The 25982-nt window shown below is 68.9% G+C and carries 24 protein-coding genes; 23 read left to right on the top strand and 1 reads right to left on the bottom strand.

Features of this window, described 5'->3' with window-relative positions; translation table 11 throughout:
• The 17 genes from HYU53_06375 to HYU53_06295 all read left to right on the top strand — a co-directional run.
• Positions 1–511: type II secretion system protein (locus tag HYU53_06375; protein MBI2220817.1), on the top strand; the 511-nt coding region annotated here is incomplete at its 5' end.
• A 38-nt stretch (positions 512–549) separates the two neighbouring features.
• Positions 550–1752 carry a thioredoxin domain-containing protein gene (locus HYU53_06370; GenBank protein MBI2220816.1) on the top strand — a complete coding sequence of 401 codons (1203 nt, stop codon included), beginning with the start codon at positions 550–552 and terminating at the stop codon, positions 1750–1752.
• 16 nt (positions 1753–1768) lie between these two features.
• A complete protein-coding gene (locus HYU53_06365; protein MBI2220815.1) occupies positions 1769–2734 on the top strand; it encodes an ABC transporter ATP-binding protein in 966 nt (321 codons plus the stop codon).
• Positions 2731–3537, top strand: coding sequence for an ABC transporter permease (locus HYU53_06360; protein ID MBI2220814.1), 807 nt, complete (start codon positions 2731–2733; stop codon positions 3535–3537). Before HYU53_06365 ends, HYU53_06360 begins: the two co-directional genes overlap by 4 nt.
• On the top strand, positions 3538–4455 hold the full coding sequence (locus tag HYU53_06355) for a hypothetical protein (protein ID MBI2220813.1): 918 nt from the start codon (positions 3538–3540) through the stop codon (positions 4453–4455).
• Positions 4452–5222 carry a prepilin peptidase gene (locus HYU53_06350; protein ID MBI2220812.1) on the top strand — a complete coding sequence of 257 codons (771 nt, stop codon included), beginning with the start codon at positions 4452–4454 and terminating at the stop codon, positions 5220–5222. The genes HYU53_06355 and HYU53_06350 overlap by 4 nt, the downstream gene beginning before the upstream one ends.
• Positions 5219–6499 (top strand): PAS domain-containing protein, encoded by a 1281-nt coding sequence (locus HYU53_06345; GenBank protein ID MBI2220811.1) that lies wholly within the window; start codon positions 5219–5221, stop codon positions 6497–6499. Before HYU53_06350 ends, HYU53_06345 begins: the two co-directional genes overlap by 4 nt.
• A 158-nt stretch (positions 6500–6657) precedes the next feature.
• A complete protein-coding gene (locus HYU53_06340) occupies positions 6658–7221 on the top strand; it encodes a GspH/FimT family pseudopilin (protein ID MBI2220810.1) in 564 nt (187 codons plus the stop codon).
• Positions 7193–7774 carry a prepilin-type N-terminal cleavage/methylation domain-containing protein gene (locus HYU53_06335; protein MBI2220809.1) on the top strand — a complete coding sequence of 194 codons (582 nt, stop codon included), beginning with the start codon at positions 7193–7195 and terminating at the stop codon, positions 7772–7774. Before HYU53_06340 ends, HYU53_06335 begins: the two co-directional genes overlap by 29 nt.
• Complete coding sequence (locus tag HYU53_06330) at positions 7771–8880, top strand: hypothetical protein (GenBank protein MBI2220808.1); 1110 nt, start codon at positions 7771–7773, stop codon at positions 8878–8880. The genes HYU53_06335 and HYU53_06330 overlap by 4 nt, the downstream gene beginning before the upstream one ends.
• Positions 8881–9669 carry a hypothetical protein gene (locus HYU53_06325; GenBank protein MBI2220807.1) on the top strand — a complete coding sequence of 263 codons (789 nt, stop codon included), beginning with the start codon at positions 8881–8883 and terminating at the stop codon, positions 9667–9669.
• The gene (locus tag HYU53_06320; GenBank protein ID MBI2220806.1) at positions 9669–12962 is read left to right on the top strand and encodes a hypothetical protein; all 3294 of its coding nucleotides are present in this window, start codon (positions 9669–9671) and stop codon (positions 12960–12962) included. Before HYU53_06325 ends, HYU53_06320 begins: the two co-directional genes overlap by 1 nt.
• Positions 12963–13844, top strand: a complete 882-nt coding sequence (locus HYU53_06315; GenBank protein ID MBI2220805.1) for a tetratricopeptide repeat protein — start codon at positions 12963–12965, stop codon at positions 13842–13844.
• Between the two features lie 8 nt (positions 13845–13852).
• Positions 13853–14434 (top strand): hypothetical protein, encoded by a 582-nt coding sequence (locus tag HYU53_06310; GenBank protein MBI2220804.1) that lies wholly within the window; start codon positions 13853–13855, stop codon positions 14432–14434.
• Between the two features lie 53 nt (positions 14435–14487).
• A complete protein-coding gene (locus HYU53_06305) occupies positions 14488–15822 on the top strand; it encodes a sigma-54-dependent Fis family transcriptional regulator (protein ID MBI2220803.1) in 1335 nt (444 codons plus the stop codon).
• A gap of 6 nt (positions 15823–15828) precedes the next feature.
• Positions 15829–16779 carry a ParB N-terminal domain-containing protein gene (locus tag HYU53_06300; GenBank protein MBI2220802.1) on the top strand — a complete coding sequence of 317 codons (951 nt, stop codon included), beginning with the start codon at positions 15829–15831 and terminating at the stop codon, positions 16777–16779.
• On the top strand, positions 16739–18322 hold the full coding sequence (locus HYU53_06295) for a hypothetical protein (GenBank protein MBI2220801.1): 1584 nt from the start codon (positions 16739–16741) through the stop codon (positions 18320–18322). Before HYU53_06300 ends, HYU53_06295 begins: the two co-directional genes overlap by 41 nt.
• Here the strand turns inward: HYU53_06295 and aroB are convergent.
• Positions 18296–19378 carry a 3-dehydroquinate synthase gene (gene aroB / locus HYU53_06290; protein MBI2220800.1) on the bottom strand — a complete coding sequence of 361 codons (1083 nt, stop codon included), beginning with the start codon at positions 19376–19378 and terminating at the stop codon, positions 18296–18298. The two genes, HYU53_06295 and aroB, sit on opposite strands and share 27 nt — an antisense overlap.
• A 33-nt stretch (positions 19379–19411) precedes the next feature.
• Here aroB and nadB point away from each other — a divergent pair, with 33 nt between their 5' ends.
• The 6 genes from nadB to HYU53_06260 form a co-directional block, all read left to right on the top strand.
• A complete protein-coding gene (gene nadB / locus HYU53_06285; GenBank protein ID MBI2220799.1) occupies positions 19412–20989 on the top strand; it encodes an L-aspartate oxidase in 1578 nt (525 codons plus the stop codon).
• A complete protein-coding gene (locus HYU53_06280; protein MBI2220798.1) occupies positions 20982–22421 on the top strand; it encodes a proline--tRNA ligase in 1440 nt (479 codons plus the stop codon). Before nadB ends, HYU53_06280 begins: the two co-directional genes overlap by 8 nt.
• A gap of 11 nt (positions 22422–22432) precedes the next feature.
• Positions 22433–24010 (top strand): hypothetical protein, encoded by a 1578-nt coding sequence (locus tag HYU53_06275; protein MBI2220797.1) that lies wholly within the window; start codon positions 22433–22435, stop codon positions 24008–24010.
• Between the two features lie 22 nt (positions 24011–24032).
• On the top strand, positions 24033–24767 hold the full coding sequence (locus HYU53_06270) for a glycosyltransferase family 2 protein (GenBank protein MBI2220796.1): 735 nt from the start codon (positions 24033–24035) through the stop codon (positions 24765–24767).
• Positions 24715–25200 (top strand): hypothetical protein, encoded by a 486-nt coding sequence (locus HYU53_06265; protein ID MBI2220795.1) that lies wholly within the window; start codon positions 24715–24717, stop codon positions 25198–25200. Before HYU53_06270 ends, HYU53_06265 begins: the two co-directional genes overlap by 53 nt.
• A partial coding sequence (locus tag HYU53_06260; protein ID MBI2220794.1) for a methyltransferase domain-containing protein occupies positions 25200–25982 on the top strand: 783 nt, incomplete at its 3' end. The genes HYU53_06265 and HYU53_06260, both read left to right, overlap by 1 nt.

Genomic DNA, 25982 nt, shown 5'->3' with positions numbered 1-25982 from the left:
GCGCGGTTTCACGCTCATCGAGCTCGTCATCGTCGTCGGGGTGGTGGCGATCCTGTTCGCGATCGCGGTGCCGTGGCTGCTGAACGCCCGCATGTCCGCCAACGAAGCGTCCACGATTGCGTCGCTCGAGGCGATCACCGATGCGCAGGCGCTCTACAAGGAGGTCTGCGGAAAAGGGCGATACGCCGCGAGCCTGCCCGCGCTCGCCGAGCCGCTGCCGGCGACCGGCAGCGCCTTCCTCAGTCCGGATCTCACCTCCGGCGAGATCGTGGTGAAGAGCGGATACCGGATCGCGTTCGACGCTGAGACAGGCGAGCCGCCCGTGAAAGGGTGCAATGGTGCCGATACGGTGACTGGGTATGCCGTAACGGCCGAACCGGTCCGGCCGGGAAACACGGGCCGGCGCTATTTCGCGACCAACAGCAGCCGCGTAGTATACGAGCACACCGAGAGCTTCGGCAGCACCGTGCCGCTGTCTGGAGCGCCGCCGGGGGGGACGGAGTTGCGATGAACGGTGAGTTGCGGAAAAATAGCGCCCAGGTCGCTCCCATGCATTTCACCGCCCGTCGCTGGCTGCTGGCGTTTGCCGCCGTTGGCCTCCTCGCGTCCGGTACATCCACGTACGTGCACTACCGTCTGCTGCAGGACCGCGGTTACACGAGCTTCTGCGACGTGAACGCGACGGTGAGCTGCACGGAGTCGTACCTGAGCCAGTACGGGTCCATCGGGGGCGTGCCGGTGGCGCTGCTCGGGTTCCTCTGGTTCGCGCTTGCCGCGCTGCTGGCGTGGGTGGCGGAAGGCGGGCGTGGTGACGCCCGCGACAGCGCCCCCGGATATCTGTTCGTGCTCTCCACCCTCGCGCTCGCGATGGTGCTGTACCTCGGGTACGCCGCCTTCTTCGTGCTGAAGGTCGTCTGCGTGCTGTGCGTCGCCACCTACATTGCCGTCGCAGGGTTGTTCATCCTGTCGGGCAGCCTCATGGATTTTCCGATGACCACTCTTCCGAACCGCCTGGTGCGCGATTTCCGGCGCCTCCTGACCTCGCCCGTCGCCCTCGTCATCGCCATCGTCTTTGCCGGGGGAGCCGCCACGGCCATCGCGTTTTTCCCGAGGGAGCCCTCGGTGGAGCAGGCGCCGACGATCGCCAACGCGCAGAAGCAGGCCGGAGCGCAGACGGAGTTCGAGCGCTGGTATTTCTCGCAGAAGATCGCGGACCCCGGCGTCCCGATGGACGGGGCGAAGGTTCTCGTCGTGAAGTTCAACGACTACCAGTGCCCGGCCTGCGGCCAGAGCCACCGCGAGTACAAGCCGGTCCTCGCGAAGTACGCGGCGACTCACCCGGGGGCGGTGCGGCTCGTCACGAAAGACTACCCGCTCGATCCCGAGTGCAACTTCAACACGCCCAACGGCGTCCACCAGGCGGCGTGCGAGGCCGCGGTGGCCGCGAGGCTCGCGGCGCGCAACGGCAAGGAGGCCGCGATGGCCGAGTGGTTGTACGCGAACCAGGCGGGGCTCACGCCTCAGGCCGTGAAGCAGGCGGCGGCGAGCGTGGGCGGCGTCACCGATTTCGACGCGCAATATCAGAAGACGATCGAGGCCGTGAAGGCGGACATCGCCGCCGGTGGCGCGATCAACATCCGCTCGACGCCGACCTTCGTCATCAACGGTCGCATGATCGCCGGGTCGCTGCCGGCGCAGTACTTCGATGAGGCGATCGCGCTGGAGCTCAAGCGCGCCGGCGTCAAGGAGTAGCGTCGGGAACCGCTGAATGCCCGCCATCAGGACCGAGGCGCTCACCAAGGACTACCCGGTTGGCTTCTGGCGTCCGCGCCCCTATCGCGCGCTGGACGCGCTGTCGCTCGAGGTGCGCTCGGGCGAGATCTTCGGCTTTCTCGGCCCGAACGGCGCCGGCAAGACGACGACGCTCAAGCTGCTGATGCAGCTGGTGTTCCCCACGTCGGGCACCGCGGAGATCCTCGGGCGCCCCGCGGGCGACATCCCGGTCCGCCGGCGCATCGGCTACCTGCCGGAGAACCCGTACTTCTACGACCATCTCACCGCCGAGGAGCTCCTCGCGTATTTTGCGGGCCTCTTCGGCTACTCCGGCGCGGAGCGCGCCCGCCGCGTCGCGCGCCGGCTGGACGAGGTCGGCATCGGCGCGGAGCGGCGGCTCCAGCTCCGCACGTTCTCGAAGGGCATGGTGCAACGGGTCGGCATCGCGCAGGCGCTCATCAACGATCCCGAAGTCGTGTTCCTCGACGAGCCGATGTCGGGCCTCGACCCGCTCGGCCGCCGCGAGGTGCGCGAGCTGATGCTGCGGCTGCGCGCCGAGGGGCGCACGCTGTTTTTCAGCTCGCACATACTCTCGGACGCCGAGACGCTCTGCACGCGCGTGGCGATCGTCGCGGGCGGCCGGCTGCGCGCGTGCGGCTCGGTCGCCGACATGCTGGAGTTCCACGTCCGCGGCTGGGAGGTCGTCCTGGCGCACGTGCCTTCGTCCGCGCGGGGGACCCTCGCAGCACGATTCCCGCAGATGACCGAGATCTCGGAGGGACGCCTCGCGGTGGTGCTCCCGGCCGACGCCCGGCCGGAGCGCGTGCTGCCGGAGCTGACGGCGCTCGGCGCCTCCATCATCTCGCTGACGCCGTTGCGCGACACGCTCGAGGACGTGTTCGTGCGGCACGTCGAAGCGGCCGCGCCGGCCCCCGGCCGCGCGGTGGAGCCGCCGCGGTGACCGCCATCGGCCATATCGCGCTGAACGTCTACCGCGAGTCGGTGCGCGACCGCGTGCTCTACAACCTGGTCTTCTTCGCGCTCCTCATCATCGGCGCGTCGTACCTGATCGGCCAGCTGACCGCGGGCCAGGACGTCAAGATCATCAAGGACCTCGGGCTCGCGGCGATCGCGCTGTTCGGGCTCTTCATCGCCGTCTTCATCGGCATCGGCCTCGTGTCCAAGGAAGTGGAGCGCCGCAGCGTCTACGCGCTCATCGCCAAGCCGGTGCGCCGCGAGGCGCTCGTCGCGGGAAAGTACGCAGGCCTCGTGCTGACGCTGCTCGTGAACGTCGCGATCATGGTGGTCGTCTGGTACGCCGTGCTCGCCGTCATGGCGTGGACGACCGAGCCCCTCCTGAAGGCAGGATGGGAGGCGCCGGCCGTGGACCCGCGGCTCCTCCGGGCGGTGGCGCTGGTGTTTGTCGAGCTGATGCTCGTGACCGCCATCGCGCTGTTCTTCTCGACCTTCTCCACGCCCATCGTTTCGGCCGCCATGACCTTCGGCCTCTACGTCGCGGGGCACTTCGCCGCCGACCTGAAGAACCTCGGGTCGATCATCAAGTCGCCGGCCGCCGCCATGATCGGCAATGGCCTCTACTACGTGCTGCCAAACCTCGCGAGCTTCGACATCAAGGCGGAGGTCGTGCACGGCCACGACGTCCCGCTGCGCTACCTGTTGATCTCGTCCGGCTACGGGCTCCTCTACATCGCCGCGCTCCTGCTCGCCGCGATGTTCATTTTCTCGAGGCGCGATTTCAAATAGATGATGGCCCCGCGCATCCGCGCTTTTGCCGTCGCCGTCCTCCTGGCCCTCCTCGTGACCGCGACGGTGGCCCTGCAGGCGGCGCGCGACCGCGCGTTCCCGCGGACGGAGGTGGCCGATCGCTTCCTCTATCTCGAGTCGGGCGAGACCGCAAAACGACTCGCGCTGTCATTTGACGCGCTCGCGGCCGATATCTACTGGATTCGCACGCTCCAGCACTTCGGCGGCGATCGCCTCTCGCGGTCCCGCGACAAGAAGTACGAACTGCTGTACCCGCTCCTCGACCTGACGACGACGCTCGACCCGGACTTCACGGTGGCGTATCGCTTCGGCGCCATCTTCCTCGCCGAGCCGTACCCGGGCGGACCAGGCCGGCCCGATCAGGCGATCGGTCTGCTCAGGAAGGGCCTGCGGCACTCGCCGGAGAAGTGGGAGTACATGCAGGACATCGGCTTCGTCTACTACTGGGAACTCGGTGACTTCGGCCAGGCAGCCTCCTGGTTCCAGCGCGCGGGGCGGATTTCCGGCGCGCCCCCCTGGCTCGGACAGCTCGCCGCGACGATGCTGGCGCAGGGAGGGGACCGCGCGTCTTCTCGATTCCTGTGGCAGCAGATCGCCGCGAGCGCCGACGAAGGCTGGCTGAGGGGAGAGGCGCAGCGGCGGCTGGCGCAGCTCACCGCGATGGACCAGATCGACTGGCTGCAGTCGCGCGTGGCGGCCTTTGCCGCGGCGGAACCTGAAGACCCGCTCACGTGGGAGCGGCTGGTGCGCGCCGGCGTTTTCCGGGATGCCCCGCTGGATCCCACGGGCGTGCCGTACGAGCTGAATCCCTGGTGGGGCGCCATCACGGTCTCGCCCGAATCACGGCTCTGGCCGATGCCGACCGGCGAGCGCGTGCGCGTGGGGGTTGGCCGGTGAGGCCGCCACCGGCCGGAGCGCTCGTCACGCTCCTCGGCCTCGCCGTCGGCAGTTTCCTGAACGTCGTCATCTACCGGTTGCCGCGGCGCGAGTCGCTCGTGTGGCCCGGCTCCCGGTGCCCGCAGTGCGGCGCGGCCATCCGTTGGTACGACAACATCCCGGTCGCCGGGTGGCTGCTGCTCCGCGGCCGGTGCCGCGCCTGCCGGAAGCCGATCCCGGCCCGCTACCCGATCGTCGAATTCGTGACGATGGCCGCGTTCCTGCTGTGCTATTGGCGGTTCGGCGAGGACTTCCTGCTGATCCCCCGGCTGCTGTTGGTGGCCGCCCTCATCGCGCTGTTCGCGATCGATCTCGAGCACCAGTTGCTGCCCAATGCGATCACGCTGCCCGGCATCGCGGCCGGCGTGCTCTTCGCGCTGTTCCTGCCGCCGGGCATCCGCGATTCGCTGATCGGCGTCGCCGCCGGCGGCGGCGTGCTGTGGGTCATCGGCGAAGGGTGGTCGCGGCTGCGCGGCGTCGAGGCGATGGGATTCGGCGACGTGAAGATGCTGGCGATGGTGGGCGCGTTCCTCGGCTGGCAGCTCGTGGTGGTCACCTTCGTGCTGTCGTCGCTCGTCGGCGGCCTTGCCGCCGCCCTGCTGCTCGCCACGCGGCGGACCACCTGGACGAGCGCCATCCCGTACGGGACGTTCCTCGCGCTCGCGGCGTTCGTGGCGGCGCTCTGGGGTGAGGACCTCATGAACTGGTATCTTTCGTTCTACCTATGACCCGCGCCGGCTACCTGCTGCTCGGACTGACCGCGATCGTCGGCGTGCTGGCGGGCGTCATCGCGTTCGCCCTGATGCAGTTCGTGTCGGCCGCCCGCAACTTGAGGCGCGGCGCGAAGGAACAGGGGGGCGAGACCGTCTTCATGGCCGCCGCCGTCGAGGAGGCCGTCAACAAGCTCCGGCAGCAGGAGCGCGCGATGTCGCTGCGCGCCGAAGCCTCCGAGCGTCTCAGCGGGCAGATCATCGCGAACCTGACGTCCGGGCTGCTGGTGGTCGGCGAGGAGGGAAGGGTCGAAACCCTGAACCCGGCCGGTCGCCGGCTGCTCGGAATGCCGGATGCGGATTGGACGGGGCACTATCGCGACGTCCTGGCGGGGGCCGCACCTCTGGCCGGCGTGATCGAGGAGTGCATGACGAGCGCGCATCCGATCGTGCGTCGCGCGATTCGCGTCGGACGCGGCGGCACGACACACCTGGGCGTCACCGTCTCTCCCATGCGGGAAGGCCACGGCCCCGTCCAGGGCGCGGTCTGCCTGTTCAGCGATCTGAGCGCCGTCGTGGAACTCGAGGAACAGCTGCGGCTGAAAGACAGCCTCGCCCGGCTCGGCGAGCTGACCGCCGGGCTCGCCCACGAGTTCCGCAACGGCCTGGCGACGATCCACGGCTACGCCCGGCTGCTCGATCCCGAGAGGATGCCCGCGGAGTTCAAGCCCTATGTCGGCGGCCTGCGCGCGGAAACCGATTCGCTGCGGGAGGTCGTGACGAACTTCCTGAACTTCGCCAAGCCGGCGCAGCTCACGCTCGGACCCGTCGACATGCGGACGATCGCGGAGCGCGCCGCCGAGGACGTGCGGGGCGAAGTGGCCTCGCGCGGGGGAGCGGTCCGCGCGGCCGGCGCATTCGCGGACGTCCTCGGCGACGAAGTGCTCCTGCGGCAGGCGTTCAGCAACCTGTGCCGGAATGCGCTCGAGGCGTGCGCCGAGGCGGACCGCACGCCGCGCATCGCGATCCACTCGTCGGTCGACGCTCAGGCCGGCGTTCTGCGCCTCGTCGTGTCGGACAACGGCCCGGGAATCGATCCGGCCCTTGGCGATCGGGTGTTCCAGCCGTTTGTCACGGGCCGCAGCCGCGGGACCGGCCTCGGCCTCGCCCTCGTTCAGAAGATCATCGTCACGCACAACGGCCGTATCACCGCGGGGCGGAGCGAGGCCGGCGGCGCCGCCTTTCACGTCGCCTTGCCGCTGGCCGCGCCGGGCGCTTCCACTGCTGTTACCTAAGGTAACAAAATCGCACACGGCCCCTGCCGGACTCGCCAAAACCCGCACGGCGGCCTGGGCGCCAACTCTTTTGTTCTTGGGTCTTTAGGCTTCTGGCCTCGACGCGATTCGGCCGTGGCAGTGGCATTGCTCAGCTCCTGCCCAGAAAGACATCCGTCATGCGTGATGATCGCGGTTTTTCACTCGTCGAGATCCTGGCCGTCGTGGCAGTTATTGGCGTGATTGCCGCCGTGGCGACGCCACTGTGGCGAGACACCGTCGATGGAATGCGGCTCGGCTCGTCGACGCGCGAGCTGGAGCGGCAGTTGCAGGATGCACGGCTCAAAGCCGTCGCCACGAATCGCAAGATGCGCGTGCGTCCGAACTGTCCCGTGACGGGCCAGTACCGGATGGTGCAGGTCTTCGGCACGACGACCGCGGTGGATTCGCGCGACGTCAACGTCTCGCGCTGCGACGAGTCGCTGTACCCGTACGACGCCTCGAACCAGAACCCCGTGACCAAGCTGCAGGATGGCCCGGTCCGGCGGTTGTACGAGGGAGTGACGGTGACGCCGGAAACCGGCGTCAGCGCCGTGGAGTTCTGGTCCGACGGCCGCGCGTTCAAAGTCGACAGCGGCGGTGTGCGCGCCGCGATTGCGACGCCCATCACCATCACGCTGACCAGGGGCAGCAATACGAAGAGGATCACCGTCAATGGACTCGGCAAGATCCAGATCCCGTGAAACCGGCTTCAGCCTCGTCGAGGTGCTGATCTCGACCGGCATCCTGATGACCGTGTCGCTGGGCGTCGCGCAGATGTTCATTCTCGCGGGCACCGAGACGCGGCAGGGGAAGCCGGAGACGTCCGCCACCGCGCTCGCCGAGCAGAAGCTGGAGCAGCTCCGGGGTCTCACGTGGGGATTCGACACCGAGGGGCTCGGGTTGCCGGCATCGGACACGACGACGAGCCTGGCGAAGGATCCGCCGGACGCGACGGGCACCGGGCTGAACCCATCTCCCGCCGACGTCATGGAGAAGAACACGGCCGGGTTCGTCGATTTCCTCGACGGCAACGGCGCGTACCTCGGGACCGGCACGACGCCGCCGGTCAACACCGTGTACATCCGGCGCTGGTCGATCGAGCCGCTGCCCACCAACCCGAACAACACGCTGATCCTCCAGGTGTTTGTCACCACCAAGGACCGGGAAGCGCGCCGCGGCGCCGACACGAACAAGCGGTGGAAGCTGCCGGGCGACGCCTGGCTCGTGTCGATCAAGACGAGGAAGTCGTCATGAGGAAGGTGTCGCGCGCACGACGTTGGGAGGCGGGATACACGCTTGTCGAGATGCTGATCTCGACGGCGATCATGGTGGCCGTCACCGGTTCCATTTTCTCGCTGGTGAATCCGGCGCAGGGAACCTCGCGCATTCAGCCCGAGGCGGCCGACATGCAGCAGCGGGCGCGCATCGGCGCCGAGATGCTGTATCGCGACCTGGTGATGGCCGGCGCCGGTCCCTACCAGGGGAGTGCCACGGGCAGCCTGGCCACCTACTTTGCGCCGATCCTGCCGCGCAGGCTCGGCAAGATCAGCCCGGACGCCTCCACGGTGTACAAGGACAACACGCTGACGATCGTCTACGTGCCGAACACCGCGTCGCAGACGACCATCCGCACCGACATGCCGCTCACCTCGTCGGAACTCAAGGTCAATCCACAGGTGGGTTGTCCCGTTGCCTCGCCGCCGGATCCGCTGTGCGGCTTTACGGAAGGGGAGTCCGTGCTGGTCTTCGATCCCTCCACCGGGGGGTTCGATACGTTCGTCATCACGCGGGTGCAGGAAGACTCGCTGATGCTGCAGCACCGCGGCCAGACCCTGTCGCAGGTCTACGGGAACAATTCCGCCGTGACAGAGGCGCAGTACCACACCTACTACCACGATGCGGCGGCGAATCGGCTGATGCACTACGACGGCGTCGACACCGACGTGCCGGTCCTCGACAACGTGGTCGATCTCAAGTTCGAGTACTGGGGGGATCCCAATCCGCCGAAGGCGCCGGTGCCGAGTCCTTCAACGGGGACCAACTGCGTCATGTCTGCGGGAGTGCCGCGGCTGGCGACGCTCGCGGCCACCACCGGCTCGCTCGTGCGCCTGTCGAGCAGCATCCTGACCGACGGCGCTCCCGCATGGTGCGGCACGGGCACGAACCAGTTCGACCCGGACCTGTTCCGCGTCCGCAAGGTGTCCGTGCTGCTTCGCGTGCAGGCCAGCGATTCCTCGATGCGCGGACCCGCGGGGACGTTCTTCAGGAGAGCGGGCGCGGGCGCGGGGCCCGGCGGCTGGATTCCGGACTACGAGGTCAAGTTCGACGTCACGCCGCGCAATCTCAACCTGGGGCGATAAATGACGCGCGCATTCACTTTCGGCGGGCCGGACAACGAGCGCGGCGCCGCGCTGATCACGGCGCTCCTCGCGACGATGCTGCTGACGGCGCTCGGGATGGCGGCGCTGCTCGTCTCGAGCACGGAAGGGATGATCACGGCCAACTACCGCCGTTCGAGCGAAGCCCTGTACGCCGCCGACGCCGCGATTGAACGCGCGATGCAGGACGTGCTGATGGTGCCCCGCTGGAACGACATCCTCTCGGGTGGCACGGCAGGCGTGCCAGCGGTGTCCGGTTTCGCCTCGAGCTTCGTGACGGGCAGCGCCACCGCCGCCCTCTCGCTGCCGGCCGGCGGCACAGTCACGCTGTGCTGCGGCACCGATTCGGTGAGCGCACAGCTCCAGAACGAGACCAACACGCTGAACCTCTGGTCCACCAACAACCCGACCTGGCGCCTGTACGCGTGGGGGCCGATGGAGGGCGTGCTGCCGACCGCCACCGTGGACAGCGACGTCTTCGTGGCGGTGTGGATTGCCGACGACCCGTCGGAGTCTGACGGCAACCCGCTGGAGGACACCAACGGCGTTCTCACGATCCACGCCGAGGCGTACGGCGGCGGCGGGACACGGAAGATCGTCGAGGTGACGGTGGCGCGCACGGTGGGCACGGAAATCGAGCGCGGCCAGATCGCCCAGCGCGGTCAGGAGGAGTTGAACCAGCGCGCCCGCAAGGCCGCGGTACAGATGCCGGGGCGGGCGCTCACGCGATCGCGCATGAACACCGCATCCGGAACGATGGTGAGGCAGTGATGACGAACCGGGGAACACGATTCACGCACGGCCGGGCCCTGCTCGCGGGCGCGCTCGTCGCGGCGGCGGCGCAGCCTGCCGGCGCGCAGCTCGACCCGCTGTTGTTCGTCAAGCGCGTGCCGCCGACCGTCATCATCGTCATGGACACCTCGCGCAAGATGCTGGAGGACGGCCAGGGCCGGCACTACGACACCAATACGTTCTCCGTGGCGGACGATCCGGCGGTGGCCTCCGCCCTCGGCGTGGACGCGCTGGCCGCGACCTACCGGCGGAAGTTCGTCGGCCTCGACTGGGACGGCGTCCAGGATGACAACAAGAAGTACATCGCGACCGATATCATCGCGGTGTCCAACACGTCCGCTGAGTACAGCACGTTCTGGGACGTGACGCGCTTCGAGATCGCCAAGAGGGGGATTGCCAGCGCGGTTGCCGGCAACGACGGCATCGTCAGGTGGGGCCTGGTCAAGCTTCGGCAGGACAGACCGTTCTGGCGCGTCACGCCCAACTGCGACAAGCCCGTGAACCTCTCAGGCCATGCCGTCCTTGGCGCCGCCACCGACGTGGCGCCCTGCTCCGGCGGTGGCACCGGAAAGTACGGCCTGTACTCGCCCGGCATCCCCACCAACGGCCTCGCGAACTACGCGATCGAGACGCTCCAGGGCGGTGGCGCGGCGGTCGTCAGCCCGGCGGCGGGCTCGGGGTCGTCGGTTGTCACGATGGTCTCCAAGCCGCTGCTCGACAGCACCGGCCTCATTCCGGCCAGCCGCGGCGGGCAGGGCTACACCGATCGCCCGCTGACGCACGCGCTCGACGACGCGAAGAAGATGGCGCAGGACGCGATGGCCGCCGACGCCGCCGCGACTCGCTCCTGCCGCAACACGATCGTGGTGCTGGTCACCGGCGGGAAGGATTCCGGAAACTCTTCTTATCTGTCCTCGCACGACATCTCCGCCACGGCCTCAAGCTTCCGGAGCGTCTCGGGTGGCGGCGTGACCAGGCCGGTCCCGATTTACGTGGTGGCCGTGAAGCCGGCCGCCGCTGAAGAGACCGACCTGCGCACCGTGGCCACCAACAGCGGCGGCCAGTACTTCAACGTGACCGACGCAGACGGCGTCGCGCGGGCCGTGAACCTCGCCGTCCAGGCCGGGTTCTCGCGGGCGGCAGACTTCGACACGGGCGCGGCGAGCGAGTTCACCGGCGTCAGCCCGATCATCGGCACCGTCAACCTGAAGAACGCGGCCGACGCGAGCGGAACGGCGCTGACCAACACCGAGATTCGCAAGAACGACATCCCAACCGAAGCCATCGTGCCGCAGCGGAGCAACGTGTTGATCTCCGCGGGATTCTCGCTGCCCGGTTTCGACGGGAAGATCCGGGCGTTCCGCACGTACAGGCCCGTGCGGGATACGACGAAGGTGTCCGGCTGGCGGTTCGACTCGGCCGGCACGCGGCTGTGGCCCGACCTCGATTCGCGGCCATCGCTGGCGGGGATCGCGCGCACGCCGGCGGATTCGGCGACGCGGAACATCTACACGGCCATTCCGAACGGCGCGGGAGGCGCGACGGTTGTCGCCTTTACCACGGCGAACGTCACGACGCTGTCGCCGCACCTCGCGCTGCCGGCCTCGACGAGCGCGACCGACTTCATTTCCTGGTACCGGGCGCTGCCGCTCGGGGCAGTTATCGGATCCACGCCGGCCCTGATGGATCCCCCATCTCTCGATCCACCGCCCGACAGCGACTACGGCCGGCCTGACGACTCGACCCTGACCTTCGCGGCGACGCACAAGAATCGTCGCGCGCTCATTTTCGTCGGCGCCAACGACGGCATGATCCACGCGATCGACGCGCGTACCGGGTACGAGCTGTGGGCATTCATCCCGTACAACCTGCTGCCGAAACTGAAGGCGCTGGCCGACGGGCAGCCCGTGGAGGAGTTCGAGTATTTCGTGGACAGCTCGCCGAAGATCGCCGAAGTGAAGATGAACACGGCCGAAGGCCACAGGTGGCGCAGCCTGCTCATCATGGGCGAGGGGCCGGGAGGCACGTTCTACCAGGCCTTCGACGTCACCGAGGCGGGCATGGGAGTGGCACCCGAACAGGGCAGTCTCACCGACGTGCAGACGCTTCTGCAGACGTTCGACACGCCGAACGAGAGCATCCAGTTCCTCTGGGCGTTCCCCAACTACAACAGCTTCGACCCGGCCATTACCGCCACCATTCCGGTCAGCGATGTCACCCCGGGAGGCCAGGCGAAGTTCTACGGTGACCTGAAGTCGAGCGCGACCTTCGCGGAAAAGACGGTGGGCTTCACGTGGTCGGACCCGGCCGTCGGTCCGCTCAACCAGGACCGGACCACCAACGTCGTGATGGTGGGGTCTGGATACTTCCCGGCCGTGGAAACGTCCACGAGCTTGCAGCGCGGCGGCGCGACCGCGCCGGCCGCGGGCAGGACCTTCTACCTGCTGAAGGTCGAGGACGGGACGCTGCTCGGAAACCCCACGGGCGGCTCGTGCTCGGGCACCGGGTGCTTTGACGTGGGCGACGCGGTCTCTCCCGGCATCAAGAACGCGCTGCAGGCGGACCCCAGCGCCGCAGGCGACAACGGGGTGCCGATCGTGAAGAAGGCATACCTGGGCGATCTCGACGGCAATTATTGGCGGTTCGATTTCGGTGTGAGCGGCAGCGTCTCTGCATCGCTCATGAAGGCGACCGCGCAGCCGATCTTCGGATCGTCGGCATTGTTGTTCATCGGCAGCGCGGACGTGTACATGTTCTTCGCGACCGGGAGCGACCTGCTTCCCACGACGTCTCCGTACGGCGTCGGCACGTTCAAGCTGTACGCCTTGAAAGACAACGCCCCTACGGGCGCCGGTGCAACCGAGAAGTTCACATACAGCCTCGCGGCGGTCACCGACGTGGGGGGGATTGCCAACGGCGAGCGCGCGTCCACCGCGCCGTCGGTCGCGGGTGACATCGTGTTCTTCACCTCCACGACCGAAAGCGCTTCGAATGCGTGCAGCGACTTCACCGGGAACCTGTACGCGTTCACCTATCTCGGCGGCGCGGCCTACGACACGAGCGGCAACGACCGGCTCGATGCCGGAGAGAGCCCGAGGATCAAGCAGACGCCCGGGCGAGCGACGGCGCCGTTCATCGTCGACCAGCACCTCTACTTCGGCACGGCGGGATCGACCGGCTTCCAGATCGAAATGTTTGGCGACCCGGAGGACTTCAACAACGGCGTCGGCCAGGTTGGCATCCGCCTCCTGTCGTGGCGGGAGATTCGATAGATGAACGCCGTTGTCATCTGCCAGCACTGCGGCGCGAAGATCCGCGCCGGGCGCGAGCGGTGCCCGCGCTGCCGCGAAAGGCTGACGGGCGCCGAGGCGGTTTCCGCCACGCCGCGGTTCGACGTGAACCGCGCGGCGCCGTTTGCGGTCGGCGCGCTCGCGGTCGTCGCGCTCGTGACCGCTTTCGCCCTGTGGCGGCAGGCATCCAACACCGTTGACGTCTCTGTGCAGGCCGCGCCGGTCCCGGCGCCAGCCGCCGCTTCAGCAGCCCCGGTGGCGACGGCGCCGGCACCGCGGAGCGCCGGCAAACCCGGCGAGCTGCCCTTCCTCGACTCGCGCTACGCGGGCGGCACCGCCTATGCCGCCGGTGAATACGAGCGCGCCGTGGCGCTGTACCGTGAAGCCGTGCAGCGGAATCCGCGCGACGCCGAGTCGTGGAGCAACCTCGGGCAGGTCCTCGTCCGGCTCAATCAGCATGACGAGGCGGCCGGCGCGTTCCAGCGGGCGATTGCCTTGAACGGGGACCGCTGGGCCTATCACTTCAACCTGGGCCGCGTGCTGGGACTGCTGGAGCGTTGGGACGAATCGGTCGCCAGCTACCAGCGGGCGCAGCGCCTGTACCCCGACGACTACGCCGTGGCCTTCAATCTCGGCCTCGCGCTGCGCAAGAAGGGTGACGAGGCGGGGGCCGCGCAGCAGTTCCAGCGGGCGATCGAGCTCGACCCGCAGGAGCCGACATTTCACATGTCGCTCGCGATCAGCCACGACAAGCTCGGCCGGAAGGACGATGCGCTGGCGGAGTATCGCAAGACGCTGGAGCTGGCGCCAGAAGCGCCAGAAGCGCCGCAGATTCGCGCCCGGATCGACGCTCTGCTAAAATAATCACAACCATGGGAGCCTGGGGACGTCTTCTCACCGTGGCGCTCGCCGCGCTGGCCTTTGGTGTGGCCGGCGTGTCGGCGCAGTCGCTCGGAGAAGTGGCGAAGAAAGAGCAGCAGCGCCGGAAGACGACGACCAAGACCGCCGGGAAGACGTACACGAACCGCGACCTCGGTCCCGGCGGGATTCGCCCGCCCACGCCTCCCGCGCCTGCTGCGCCGGCGAGCCAGACGGCGGGGCCCGGCGGCCTGGCGGCCACCGAGGCGGAGAAAGCCAAAGCGGCCGAGCAGCCCGAGGCCAAAGATCCCCGGGAAACCGAGGAGTACTGGCGCGGCCGCATGGAAGGCGCGAAGGCCGAGCTCCGGCGAAACGAGATGTTTCTCGAGGCGCTTCAGAGCCGCCTCAATGCGCTCACCACCGATTTCGTGAACCGCGACGACCCGGCCCAGCGCGCGGTCATTGCCACCGACCGGCAGAAGGCGCTGGCCGAGATGGAGCGCACCACGCAGCTCGTCTCACAGCTCAAACAGCAGATCGCCGACATCGAAGAAGAAGCCCGCCAGGCCGGCGTGCCGCCCGGCTGGATCCGGTGAACGCCGTCCCCGCTCAGATCCTCATCGTCGAAGACAAGGACTCGCTGCGCACGATGCTGCGGCTTGCGCTCGAGCGCGCCGGCCACGGCGTGCTGGAGGCGCGGGACGAGCCCGAGGCGGTGCGCCTGTTGAGCGATTCGCGCCCGGCGATCGTGCTGTCAGACCTCCGGCTGCCCACCGGCGACGGCTTTGGCGTCCTGCGCGCCGCGAAGGAGATCGATCACGACATCCCCGTCATCGTGATGACCGCGTACGGCAGCATCGAGGATGCGGTTGCGGCGATGCGGGAGGGGGCGCTGGATTTTCTGGCGAAGCCCGTCGATCCCGACCACCTGCTGCTCATGGTGTCTCGTGCGCTCGAACAGCGGCGGCTCGTGACGGAGAACCTCCTCATGAAGGAGGAGCTGGCGATCCGTCGCGGCGCGCCGCACATCGTCGGCGAGGATCCGTCGCTGCGCCGCGTGCTGGCGTCGCTGCAGCGGGCCGCCGCGACCGACACGACGGTGCTGATTGAAGGGGAGAGCGGCACGGGGAAGGAGCTTTTCGCCCGCACGCTGCACGCGTTCAGCCCGCGCTCGGGCGACCCGTTTGTCGCCATCAACTGCGCGGCGATCCCGGAAACGCTGCTGGAGTCCGAGCTGTTCGGGCACGAAAAGGGGGCGTTCACCGGGGCCGTGGCGCGGAAGCCGGGCAAGTTCGAGATGGCGCACCGCGGTACGCTTTTCCTCGACGAAATCGGGGATCTCCCGCTCGCGTTGCAGGCCAAGATCCTGCGCGCGCTCGAAGAGAGGCGTTTCGAGCGGCTCGGCGGCACCTCGTCGATCCAGGTGGACGTGCGGCTGGTGGCGGCGACCAATCGCGACCTGAAGGCCGCGGTGGCGGCGCGCCGCTTTCGCGAAGATCTCTACTTCCGGCTCTCGGTGTTTCCGATCCAGATCCCCCCGCTGCGCGACCGCAGGAATGACATCGCGCTGCTCACGCGGCACTTCGTCGATCGCTTCTGCCGGGAGTTGAAGAAGAAGCCGATGGCCGTTTCGCCGGCGGCGCTCGAGTCGCTGCAGCAGTACGCCTGGCCGGGCAACGTCCGCGAGCTGCAGAACTGCATCGAGCGGGCGGTCATCCTCGCCGACGGCGACACGCTGCAGCCGCGCCACCTCAATCTGTCCTTCGCCGCGACGCAGGAGGAGCACGCGGCGGATCCCTGGGACCAGATCGATCTCTCCGGCTCGATGACCGACGCCGTGCGACGCGCCACCGCTGAAGTCGAACGGCGCAAGATCGTCGAGGCGCTCCGCGAGAGCGGCAACAACAAGCCGCGCGCCGCCGAGCTCCTGCAGGTGAGCTACAAGACGTTTCTCGGGAAACTGAAGGAACACCGCATCGAATAGGCAGCCATGGCCAAGACACGCGGCGCCGGCCGGCGGAAGAAGCCGGCCGCGAATACCGTCGGCCTCACCGCGACCGAGACGGCGATCGTCAGCGCCGGCGCGACGGACCGGCTCGCGCGGCAGGTCGAAGGGGACGGCGGCGCCATCCTCGCCCGCTACCGCGAGCCGTTCGGCGGAACCGACGTCCTGATCGTCGCGCTTCCGATCGATCGCGTCGAGCCCACGCCGTATCAACGCGATCCGTCGGACGCGCACGTCAAGCGCCTCATGGCCGTGTTCGAGAAGCTCGGGAGATTCCTCGATCCGATTATCGCCATCCGCTACAACGATGCGTACTGGACGCCGAACGGCAACCACCGCCTCCAGGCCTTGCGAAAGCTCGGTGGCAGGAGCATCGTCGCGCTGCTCGTCCCGGACGCGGAGGTCGCATTCAAGATCCTCGCGCTCAACACCGAGAAGGCGCACAATCTGCGCGAGAAGTCGCTCGAGACGATCCGCATGGCGCGCGCGCTGGCGGAGGAGAGCGATCGGCCCGAGCGCGAGTTCGAGTTCGAGTTCGAGCAGGCGGCTTTCCTCACGCTGGGGCCGGCATACGAGGAGCGCGGGCGCCTCAGCGGCGGCGCGTACCATCCCCTGCTGCGGCGCATCGATGGCTTCCTGGACCAACCGATGTCGCGCGCGCTGAGGGAACGCGAGCGCCGCGCGAAGAAGATCCTCCAGGTCGACGACGCAGTCGCGGATATCGTCGAGCGGCTGAAGGCCAGGGGGCTGACCAGCCCCTATCTCAAGCCGTTCGTCGTGGCGCGCATCAATCCCATCCGCTTCTCGAAATCCACAGCGTTCGATTTTGACGACGTGATCGAGCGGACGTTGAGGCAGGCGGGGAAGTTCAACGTGGACAGGGTCCGCCAGCAGGATGTGGCGCGGGCGGGAGGGGCGGCGGCCGACGACGAGTAGCGCGCGGGCGGCCGCATGGGATGGGCTGCCGGGCCGCAGCAACCGGCTGTTCGATGCCCTGGCGGCCCTGGCGTGCGCACTCGCGCTCGTCACCGCGTTCCAGACCGTCGACGGCCTGCGGTGGCCTCACGCCGCCGACCACTTCCGCGACCTCGCGCAGGCGCAATCCGCGCTGGACGGCCACCCTCTCGCCGATCCGTCGTATGCAGGCGAGTGGCTCTGGTACAACCCGCTGGTGCCCTGGCTGACGGCGCTCGGGATATTCCTGGGCCGGCTCACCGGGGTCGCGGTGATGCCCGAGACCTTCCACGTGCAGGCGGGCCCGTGGGTGAACCTGCTGGGCCCGGTCGCCTTCTACGCGCTGGTGCGACGCGTCAGCGGGGGCGGCGCCGCGCTGTGCGCGCTGATCATCTTCCTGTTCTTCAACTCCCGATACGATTCGGCGCTGCACCAGGCCAGCTATTCGCCCTGGCTGTTCGCGGCCACGTTCGCGCAAGGCCTGTTCTTTCTCGCGGTGCGGCTCGCGCTCTGGGTGCGCGAGCGGGAGACCGCCGGCCGTGCAGCCGTGCTGGGGGCCGCGGCCGGCCTGCTGCTGCTGGCGAACACCACCCCGGCACTCGTGCTCGGCGCGGTTGCCGTCCGGCTGTTCAGCGCGCGGACGGTGTCGATCGCGGGCGGCGTCGCGATCGCGATGGCGAGCCCGCTCCTGTACTCGATCGTCGTTCACTACCGGTTTCAGGTCCTCAACGCCGTGCCGATGACGAGCGAACCGTGGCTGCCGGCGAGCTTCGCGCGCGTTCCCGAGCTGCTGGTCCCGAACCTCGTGATCTTCGCGCTGGCTGCGGGCGGCTGGTTCCTGGTCGGGGAGCGCGCGGTCCGCGCCTGGCTGTGGTCCGCGGCGCTCCTGATGGCGTACGGGCTCACGCGCGATCTGCTGCCATCGCTGCCGCCGGTGGTGGCCACATTTCATTTCTGGCGGTACACGATGGCCGCCGTGACCGTCTTCGCCGGCGCGGCATGCTGGTGGCTGTGCGTCAGGGCGGCCGGCACGCGCGCGCCGCTGCTGCTGGCGGCGGCCTCGGTCGCCGCCGTGGCCCTCGCGTACCCCGGCTACGTGGATCGCCCGGACTCCTGGGGTCGGGCGATCGCGCTCCGGCGGTCGCCCGACGCGCCGCTCGTCGGCGAGTACCTGCGCCGTACCACGCCGCCCGATACGGTGGTCCTGTCGGTCAACGAGGCCTCGCAGAACGTCGTGGCCGCGGCGGGGCGCAGGGTCGTCGCGCTCGACCCGATGCTGTCGAATCCATACGTGGACGTCGCCCGCCGCGCGATCGCCCAGGAGCGCATGTTCGCCGCGCTCGGCGGCGGAGACTCGGCGCGTTTCCTCGAGCTGGCGCGGGAGTATCGCGTGACGCGAGTCGTCCTGCTCGACGCCGCCGCCTGCCGCGCGGCAGATCGCGCGCCGCTGGTGATCGTGCAGCGCTTCAGCCGCGCGTGCGTGCTGGCGATCCGGGCGTCAGCGCAGGCCGATCCCGAGCAGTGACGCGCGCAGCTCGTCTTCCATCACATCGTCGAGGACAATGGCGCTGCCGATCGAGGTGATCGCCACGAACTTCAGGCGGCGATTCACCACCTTCTTGTCGTGCCGGATCGCGTCGAGCACCTGGCCGGCCGCCAGGTCGGCGACCGGGGGAAGCGGGCCCATCTGCACGATCACCTTCTGCAGCCGCTCGAAGGCCTCGCGTTCGGTGACGCCGCGCGCGACGCCGAGCGCCGCCGCGGCGAGCATGCCGCAGGCGATGGCTTCGCCGTGGCGGAAGCGGCGGTACTTCGTGACCGCTTCGATGGCGTGTCCCGCCGTGTGCCCGAAATTCAACAACCGGCGGACGTCGTGCTCGCGCTCGTCGGTCTCGACGATGGCCGCCTTGATCCGGCACGAGGCCGCGATGACCGGCAGAAGCGCGACCGGATCACGCGAGAACAGCGACGCGAGGTCCTGCTCCAGCCGCGCGAACAGCTCCGCGTCGGCGATGGCGCCGTACTTCACGACCTCGTACAGGCCGGCGCGAAACTCCCGCCGCGGCAGCGTGGCGAGCAGCGAGGGGTCGATCGCAACCGCCGCGGGCGCGTGAAACGCGCCGATGAGATTCTTGCCGAGCGGGTGATTGACGCCGACCTTGCCTCCAATGCAGCTGTCGACCTGTCCCAGCAGCGTGGAGGGGACGTGCGCGAGCGCGATGCCTCGCAGGTACGTCGCGGCGACGAACCCGGCCATGTCGCCGATGACACCGCCGCCGACCGCGACAATGGCGCTCCCGCGGTCCGCCTCCGCTCGAATCAGCGCCTCGTAGGCGCGTCCCACCGTCTGGAGGTTCTTGTACCGCTCGCCGTCGGGCACCAGGATCGGTTCCTCGGCGGTCAGGCCGCTCAACACGCGCTCGCCGTGAAGCCGCCAGACCTGCGGGGACGAGATGACGAACCGCCGCGTGGGCAGTCCCGCCGCATCGAACACGTCGTCGAGCCGCTGCGCCACGCCGTGCGCGATCTGGACCTCGTACGAGCGCGCGCCGGCCCTGACAGTGAGCAGAGTTGTTTCCATGACGAGGTTCATAGGATAGTACACCGTTTGAAGATCGAAACCGACTTCCTCATCGTTGGCAGCGGGATCGCCGCGCTTCGCGCGATCGTCGCGCTGGGCGACGCGGGCGAGATTGTCGTGCTGACCAAGGCCGACCCGCGCGAGGGGAGCACGGGCTACGCCCAGGGAGGCATCGCCGCGGCATTCGGGGCCGACGACAGCATCGACCTGCACGTGGCCGACACGCTCGCCGCCGGCGACGGGCTGTGCGACGAGCCCGCCGTCCGGCTCCTCGTGTCCGAGGGGGTGCGCTACGTGCGCGAGCTGATCGACTGGGGGGCCGCCTTCGACCGGGACAGCGGCGGACGTCCGGCGCTCGCGCGCGAGGGGGCGCACTCGGTGCGGCGCGTGCTCCATGCGCGCGACGCGACGGGGCGCGAGATCGGCCGCACGCTGTGGCGCAGGGCTGGAATTACCGCCGCGCCGCGCGTGCTCCAGCACGCGCTCGCCGTCGAGGCGATCGTCGAGCATGGGCGGTGCGCCGGCATGCGGTTCATGCTGCCGGACGGGCGGGAAGGGATCGCGCGCGCCCGCGCGACGCTGCTCGCCACGGGCGGCGCCGGCCAGGTCTATCGTGAGACGACGAACCCGTCCGTGGCGAGCGGCGACGGTGTCGCGATCGCGTACCGCGCGGGCGCCCGCGTCGGGGACCTCGAATTCGTCCAGTTCCACCCCACGGCGCTGAACGTGCCGGACACGCCCCGGTTCCTGCTCTCCGAGGCGCTGCGCGGCGAAGGGGCGCGGATCGTGAATGAGGCGGGGGACGCGTTCATGCAGCGCGTGGACCCGCTGGGCGACCTCGCGCCGCGCGATCGCGTGGCGCGCGCCATCGCGCGCGAATCGGAGCGCACCGGGCGGCCGATCTACCTCACGTTGCAGCACCTCGAGCCGCGATTCGTGCACGACCGGTTTCCCGAGATCGCGGCGGCCTGCCGGCAGGCGGGGCTGGACCTCGCGCGGGATCGTATTCCCATCGGCCCGGCGGCGCATTACATGATGGGAGGTGTCTGGACCGACACGTCGGGGCGCACGACCGTGCGCGATCTCTACGCCGCCGGTGAAGTGGCGTGCACGGCGGTGCACGGCGCGAACCGTCTCGCGAGCAACTCGCTTCTCGAGGGACTCGTCTTCGGCGGCCGCGCCGGAGAAGCGATGCGCGTGGGACCGACGGCCCCGGATGCGGCATGGCCGGCGGGCGCCGCGGCGCCGCCCGCGTGCCCCGGCGAGGGCGCGGGCGCGCCATGGCGGCCATCGCTCGACGTCGCGACGATTCGGGACGTCATGTGGCGGCGCGTCGGGTTGTTTCGCGACCGCGAGGGGATTGCCGCCGCGCTCTCGCAGTTCGAGCCCGCGTGGGACAGCCTTCGCGCGCACCGTGCCTCCGGCGGCCGCCTGGACGCCGCCGGGTGGCAGGTCGCCAACCTGCTGACCGTCGCCCTCCTGATCGCGCGGGCGGCACTCCGCCGCGAGGAAAGCCGCGGCGGGCACTACCGGACGGATTTCCCGGCACGCGACGATCTACACTGGAAACGACACATCTTCGAGGACATCGAGAACAACCAGAATGGCTGATAAGGACGAAGGGGTCACGCCCCAATCGCAGGATTTTTCGCAGTGGTACCTGGACGTCGTCCGGCGCGCCGAGCTTGCCGACTACACGCCTGTCAAGGGCTGCATGGCCATCCGTCCGTACGGGTTCCGGATCTGGGAGCTGATTCAGCAGGCCTTCGACCAGCGCTTCAAGGCGACCGGCCACGTGAACGCGTACTTTCCCTTGTTCATCCCGCAGAATCTCCTGATGCGCGAGGCCGAGCACGTGGAAGGCTTCGCGCCGCAGGTCGCGTGGGTGACCCGCGGCGGCGCCGAGGAGCTGGCCGAGCCGCTCGCGGTGCGGCCCACATCCGAGGTGATCATCGGAACGCTCTACTCGAAGTGGATCAAGTCGTGGCGCGACCTGCCCGTGCTCATCAACCAGTGGTCCAACGTCGTGCGCTGGGAGAAGGTGACGCGCCCGTTCCTGCGGACGACCGAGTTCCTCTGGCAGGAAGGGCACACCGCGCACGAAACGGCGGAAGAGGCGCAGGAAGAGACCTTGAAGATCCTCGCCCTCTACAAGGAGTGCTGCGAGACCGAGCTGGCGATGCCCGTCATTGACGGGCAGAAGAGCGAGAGCGAGAAGTTCGCCGGGGCGTCACGCACCTACTCCATCGAAGCGCTGATGGGAGATGGCCGCGCGCTGCAGGCGGGGACGTCGCACAATCTCGGGCAGAACTTCGCGAAGGCGTTCGACATCCAGTTCCAGGGGCGCGACAAGGTCCTGCAGCACGCCTGGACCACCTCGTGGGGCGTGTCCACGCGCCTCATCGGCGGCATCATCATGACGCACGGCGACGATCACGGCCTGATCCTGCCCCCGCGCGTCGCGCCGCACCAGGTGGTGATCGTGCCGATCCCGCGCGGAAACTGGCGGGAGACCGTGCTGCCACGCGCGAAGGCGCTGCAGGCGGCGCTCGCCCGCGCCGGCGTGCGCGTCCTGCTCGACGACAGCGACGCGAACACGCCCGGATGGAAGTTCGCGGAGTGGGAAATGCGCGGCGCGCCCCTCAGGATGGAGATCGGGCCGAAGGACCTCGAGAAATCGCAAGTGGTGCTCGCACGGCGGGACACGCGCGAGAAGTCGATGGTCCCCATGGAGGGGCTGGTCGAGCGCGTCACGGCGATGCTCGACGACATCCAGCAGTCCCTGCTCGCCCGGGCGGTGAAGTTCCGCGAGGAGCACACGTCGCAGGCCGACGACTACGAGGAGTTCAAGCGCCAGATGGAAGGGCGTCCCGGCTTCGTCATTGCCGGATGGTGCGGCGGCGCGGACTGCGAGGCGCTGATCAAATCCGAGACGCAGGCGACGCTCAGAAATATCCCGCTGGCATCGACCAACCGTCACCGCCGGTGCGTCAAGTGCGGCAAGCCGTCGCCGGCGGACGCGTGGTTCGCGAAGGCGTACTGATTGAGCGGCGCGTGGTGAACAGGAGCGCCGCCGCAGCCGTCGGGATCTTTCTGCTCGTCGCGTCGGTCTACGTGCTGGCCTCCCCGGGCCGCATCGACATCATCGACGGGCAATATCGCTTCGAGGTCGCGCGGAACCTTCTCGACATCGGCTCGCCGCAGATCCGGGACCGATACCTGGGCGGCGGCGCGACCAGGGGGCGCGGCGGGCGCTACTACGTCGGATACGGGCTGGCGGGCTCCGTGGTCTCGCTGCCGCTCGTTGGGGCGGGCAGGGCCGGCGACGCCTCGGGCGCAGCGTCGATCGATCGGCAGCAGTTCTTCTTCTCCCTCACGTCCCCCGCGTTGGGCGCCGCGACGGCGGCACTGTTGTTCGTGTTCTATTTGACGCTCGGAGTCTCCCGACGTTCCGCGTTCCTCTGGACCATGGTTGCGGCCTTCGCCACGCTGGCGTTTCCGGCCGCCACGTCGGTGTTCGACCAGGTGCAGCACAGCTTTTTCGTCCTCGCCGCCTGCTTTTTCGCGTTCCTGGGAGCGCGCCGCGACTCGGTGCCGCTGGCGGCCGCAGGCGGACTGGCGCTGGCCGTGCTCGTGAATTTCCAGGAAGCCTACGCCATCTTCTTTCCGACGCTCGGCCTCGCGACGTTCGCCGCGGCCCGTCCGGCGGCCGGACAGCAGCGGCGCGCGCTGATCCGCTACGTCGTCTTCATGGGGGTGGGCGGCCTCGGCCTGCTCGCCTGGGCCGGGATCAACTACGTCCGGTTCGAGCACGTGCTCTTCAGCGGGAAGGGGGTCAATCACCCCGCGGTGCTCGGCGATCCCCTGGTCGGCTTGACCGCGCTGCTGTTCAGCCCGGGCAAGTCCATATTCCTCTACAGCCCGCCCGTGCTGCTCGCGCTGTTCGGCGTGCGTGAGCTGTTCCGGCGCGAGCGGCGGCTGGCGCTCGCCACCCTGACCGCGTCGCTGGCGCACCTCGCGCTGGTGTCATCGCTCTCGTTCTTCGCGGGCGACTGGTGCTGGGGGCCGCGCTACTTCGTGCCCATCCTGCCGCTTCTCGCGCTCGGCCTGCCGATGTTCCAGGTGCGGGCACGATCCGACAGGGTTCTCCTGCCGGTGCTGGTCGCCGCCGGCCTCGCCGTGCAGGTGATGGCCATCAGCGTGGATCACCACCGCTTCTTCTACGAACGCGGCCTCCCGGCCTTTTTCTGGGACGGAAATCCGCAGTTCTACTTCCGCGAATCCGCGCTGCTGAACCGCCCGGGCGAGATCCTGGAGGCCATCAGGCACGGCGTGCCGCCGGAGGCGGATGCGTTCAGGCCGGGTCCCTACCCGGACCTGCTCACGTATGCGGTCTTCGGGGGATGGACCGCGGGAGAGCCCATGGAGTTCACGGGCCCCACAGCCTTCTTCTGGCCCGCGCGCGAGTGGATGCGGCGTTTTCAGGTGTTCTGGCTGCCGCGTCCCTGGCCGCTGTGGATGTCTAACGTCCCCAGAGGGGAACGGCCGATAAACGTAGAGATTGGGACCGGAATCCTGCTGGCCGTCGCGCTGACGGGTGCGCTGGCCGTCCGGCATGCCCTGGTCCATTGACGAGCCCACACGGCCGGAGACTATGGCGGCACCCGACCTGGAACTGAGCGTTGTCATTCCATGCCTGAACGAGGCGGCGACGATCGGCGCCTGCGTGCGCCGCGCCATCGAGGCGATGCAGCAGCACGGCATTTCGGGCGAGGTGGTCGTCTCGGACAACGGAAGCGACGACGGAAGCGTCGCACTCGCGCGGCAGGCCGGCGCGCGCGTCGTGTCGTGTCCCGCGCGCGGATACGGCGCCGCGCTGCAGTGGGGTTTTCGTCACGCGCGCGGACGGTACGTCCTGATGGGGGATGCCGACCAGTCCTATGATTTCTCACTGCTCCCGCGGTTCTTTGCGGAAGCGAGAGCGGGCGCCCGCTTCGTCATCGGCTCGCGCCTCAGGGGGCGCATCGAGCCGGGCGCGATGCCGCGGCTCCATCGGTACCTCGGCACTCCCGTCCTGACGTGGATTCTCAATCGCCTGTTCGCCACCCGCATCTCCGACTGCAACTGCGGCATGCGCTGCATCGAGCGCGATCTCTTCTTCGATGGTCGTCAAGGCCGCCGTGCACGGCGTGAATATCAGGGAGGTGCCGATCGACTTCTACAAGGACCGCCGGGGCCGCCGTCCCCATCTCCGCTCGTTCCACGACGGCTGGCGGCATCTGCGCCTGCTGCTCTGGCACGCCCCCGACCACACCCTGACGGTGCCCGGGCTGGTCATGCTGGTGGTCGGACTGGTGCTCGCCATCAGCCAGCTGACCGGACCGGTTGAGCTGGGCGACACGAACCTCGACATTCACTACATGATCCTGGGTGTCACGCTGTCGCTCGTCGGAACGTCGGCCGTGTCGCTCGGGCTCGTGGTCGGCGCGACGATGCCGGCCGGGCGGGTGAAGCACCTGCGGATGATGGCATCGGCCCACCGGTGGTATTCGTTCGATCGCGCGGTTCGCATTGCGGCCATCCTGTTCGCGGTCGGGTTCACGACGGACGCGTTCGTTCTTTCGTACTGGCTCTACCACGATCGCGGAATCCTGACACCGCTGTTCACGCGCCTCACCCTCTTGGGGCTGCTGCTGATTGCCATGGCGGTTCAGATCGCGTTCTCGGCGCTGCTGCTCGGAACGACGTACACCGGAAGCGGCACGCCGCGCGACCAGCGGGCGGCGGACGCTACGCCGCTCGGCGCAGTGCCCCGGCCCTGATGGATCGGCACCTGCTGCGGCGGTTTCTCGAGCTCTATCCCTTCCAGCCCGCGACGGCGGTCTGGCGCGCCTCGGAGATCGCGGCGTTGGCGCGCGGGCCCGTTCCGTCGGGCCGTGGCCTGGACCTGGGATGCGGCGACGGGCGGCTCACGCGCGTGCTGACCGAGCAGTGGGGCTCCCTTCGGCTGACCGGCCTCGACGTGGATCCGTTGGAGACGGCGCTGGCGCGGGAGGAAGGCTTGTACGACAGGGTGCACACCGCGTCCGGCGAACACATTCCGGAGCCGGACGCGGCGTTTGATTTCGTCGTTTCCGTCTCGGTCATGGAGCACATTCCGCGGCTGGAGGCCGTGCTGCGCGAGGTCGGGCGCGTGCTCAAGCCGGGAGGCGCGCTCATCGCCACTGTGCCGGGGATCGGCTTCCACCGCTGTCTGCGGGGTCCGCTCCTTCCGGGAACGTCGCGCGCCGGCTACCTGGAGGCGCTCGATCGGCGTCTCGCGCACCTCCGCTACTGGACGGTTGCGGAGTGGCGTTCGGCGCTCGCACACGCCGGCATGCAGCTCGTCGAGGCACGGCCGATCCTCTCGCGCGGCGAGGTCCGGCGATGGGAGACGATCTCTCGCGCGACCGCGGGCGTGCTGCACGCGCTGTTCCGGCGGAAGCCGCCGATAGAAATCCAGCGGTCGCTCGGGCTCAGACGCCCCGGCCAGCGCCTGCCGTCGCCTTTGCCGGCCGTCTTCAGCTGGCTGTTGCCGCCGAGCTCCACGGCCAGATCGGCCATG

This window comes from Acidobacteriota bacterium, assembly GCA_016184105.1.
Lineage (GTDB): Bacteria > Acidobacteriota > Vicinamibacteria > Vicinamibacterales > 2-12-FULL-66-21 > JACPDI01.
Note: the sequence above shows the minus strand (reverse complement) of the source record. Positions and strands in the feature narration are given on the sequence as shown.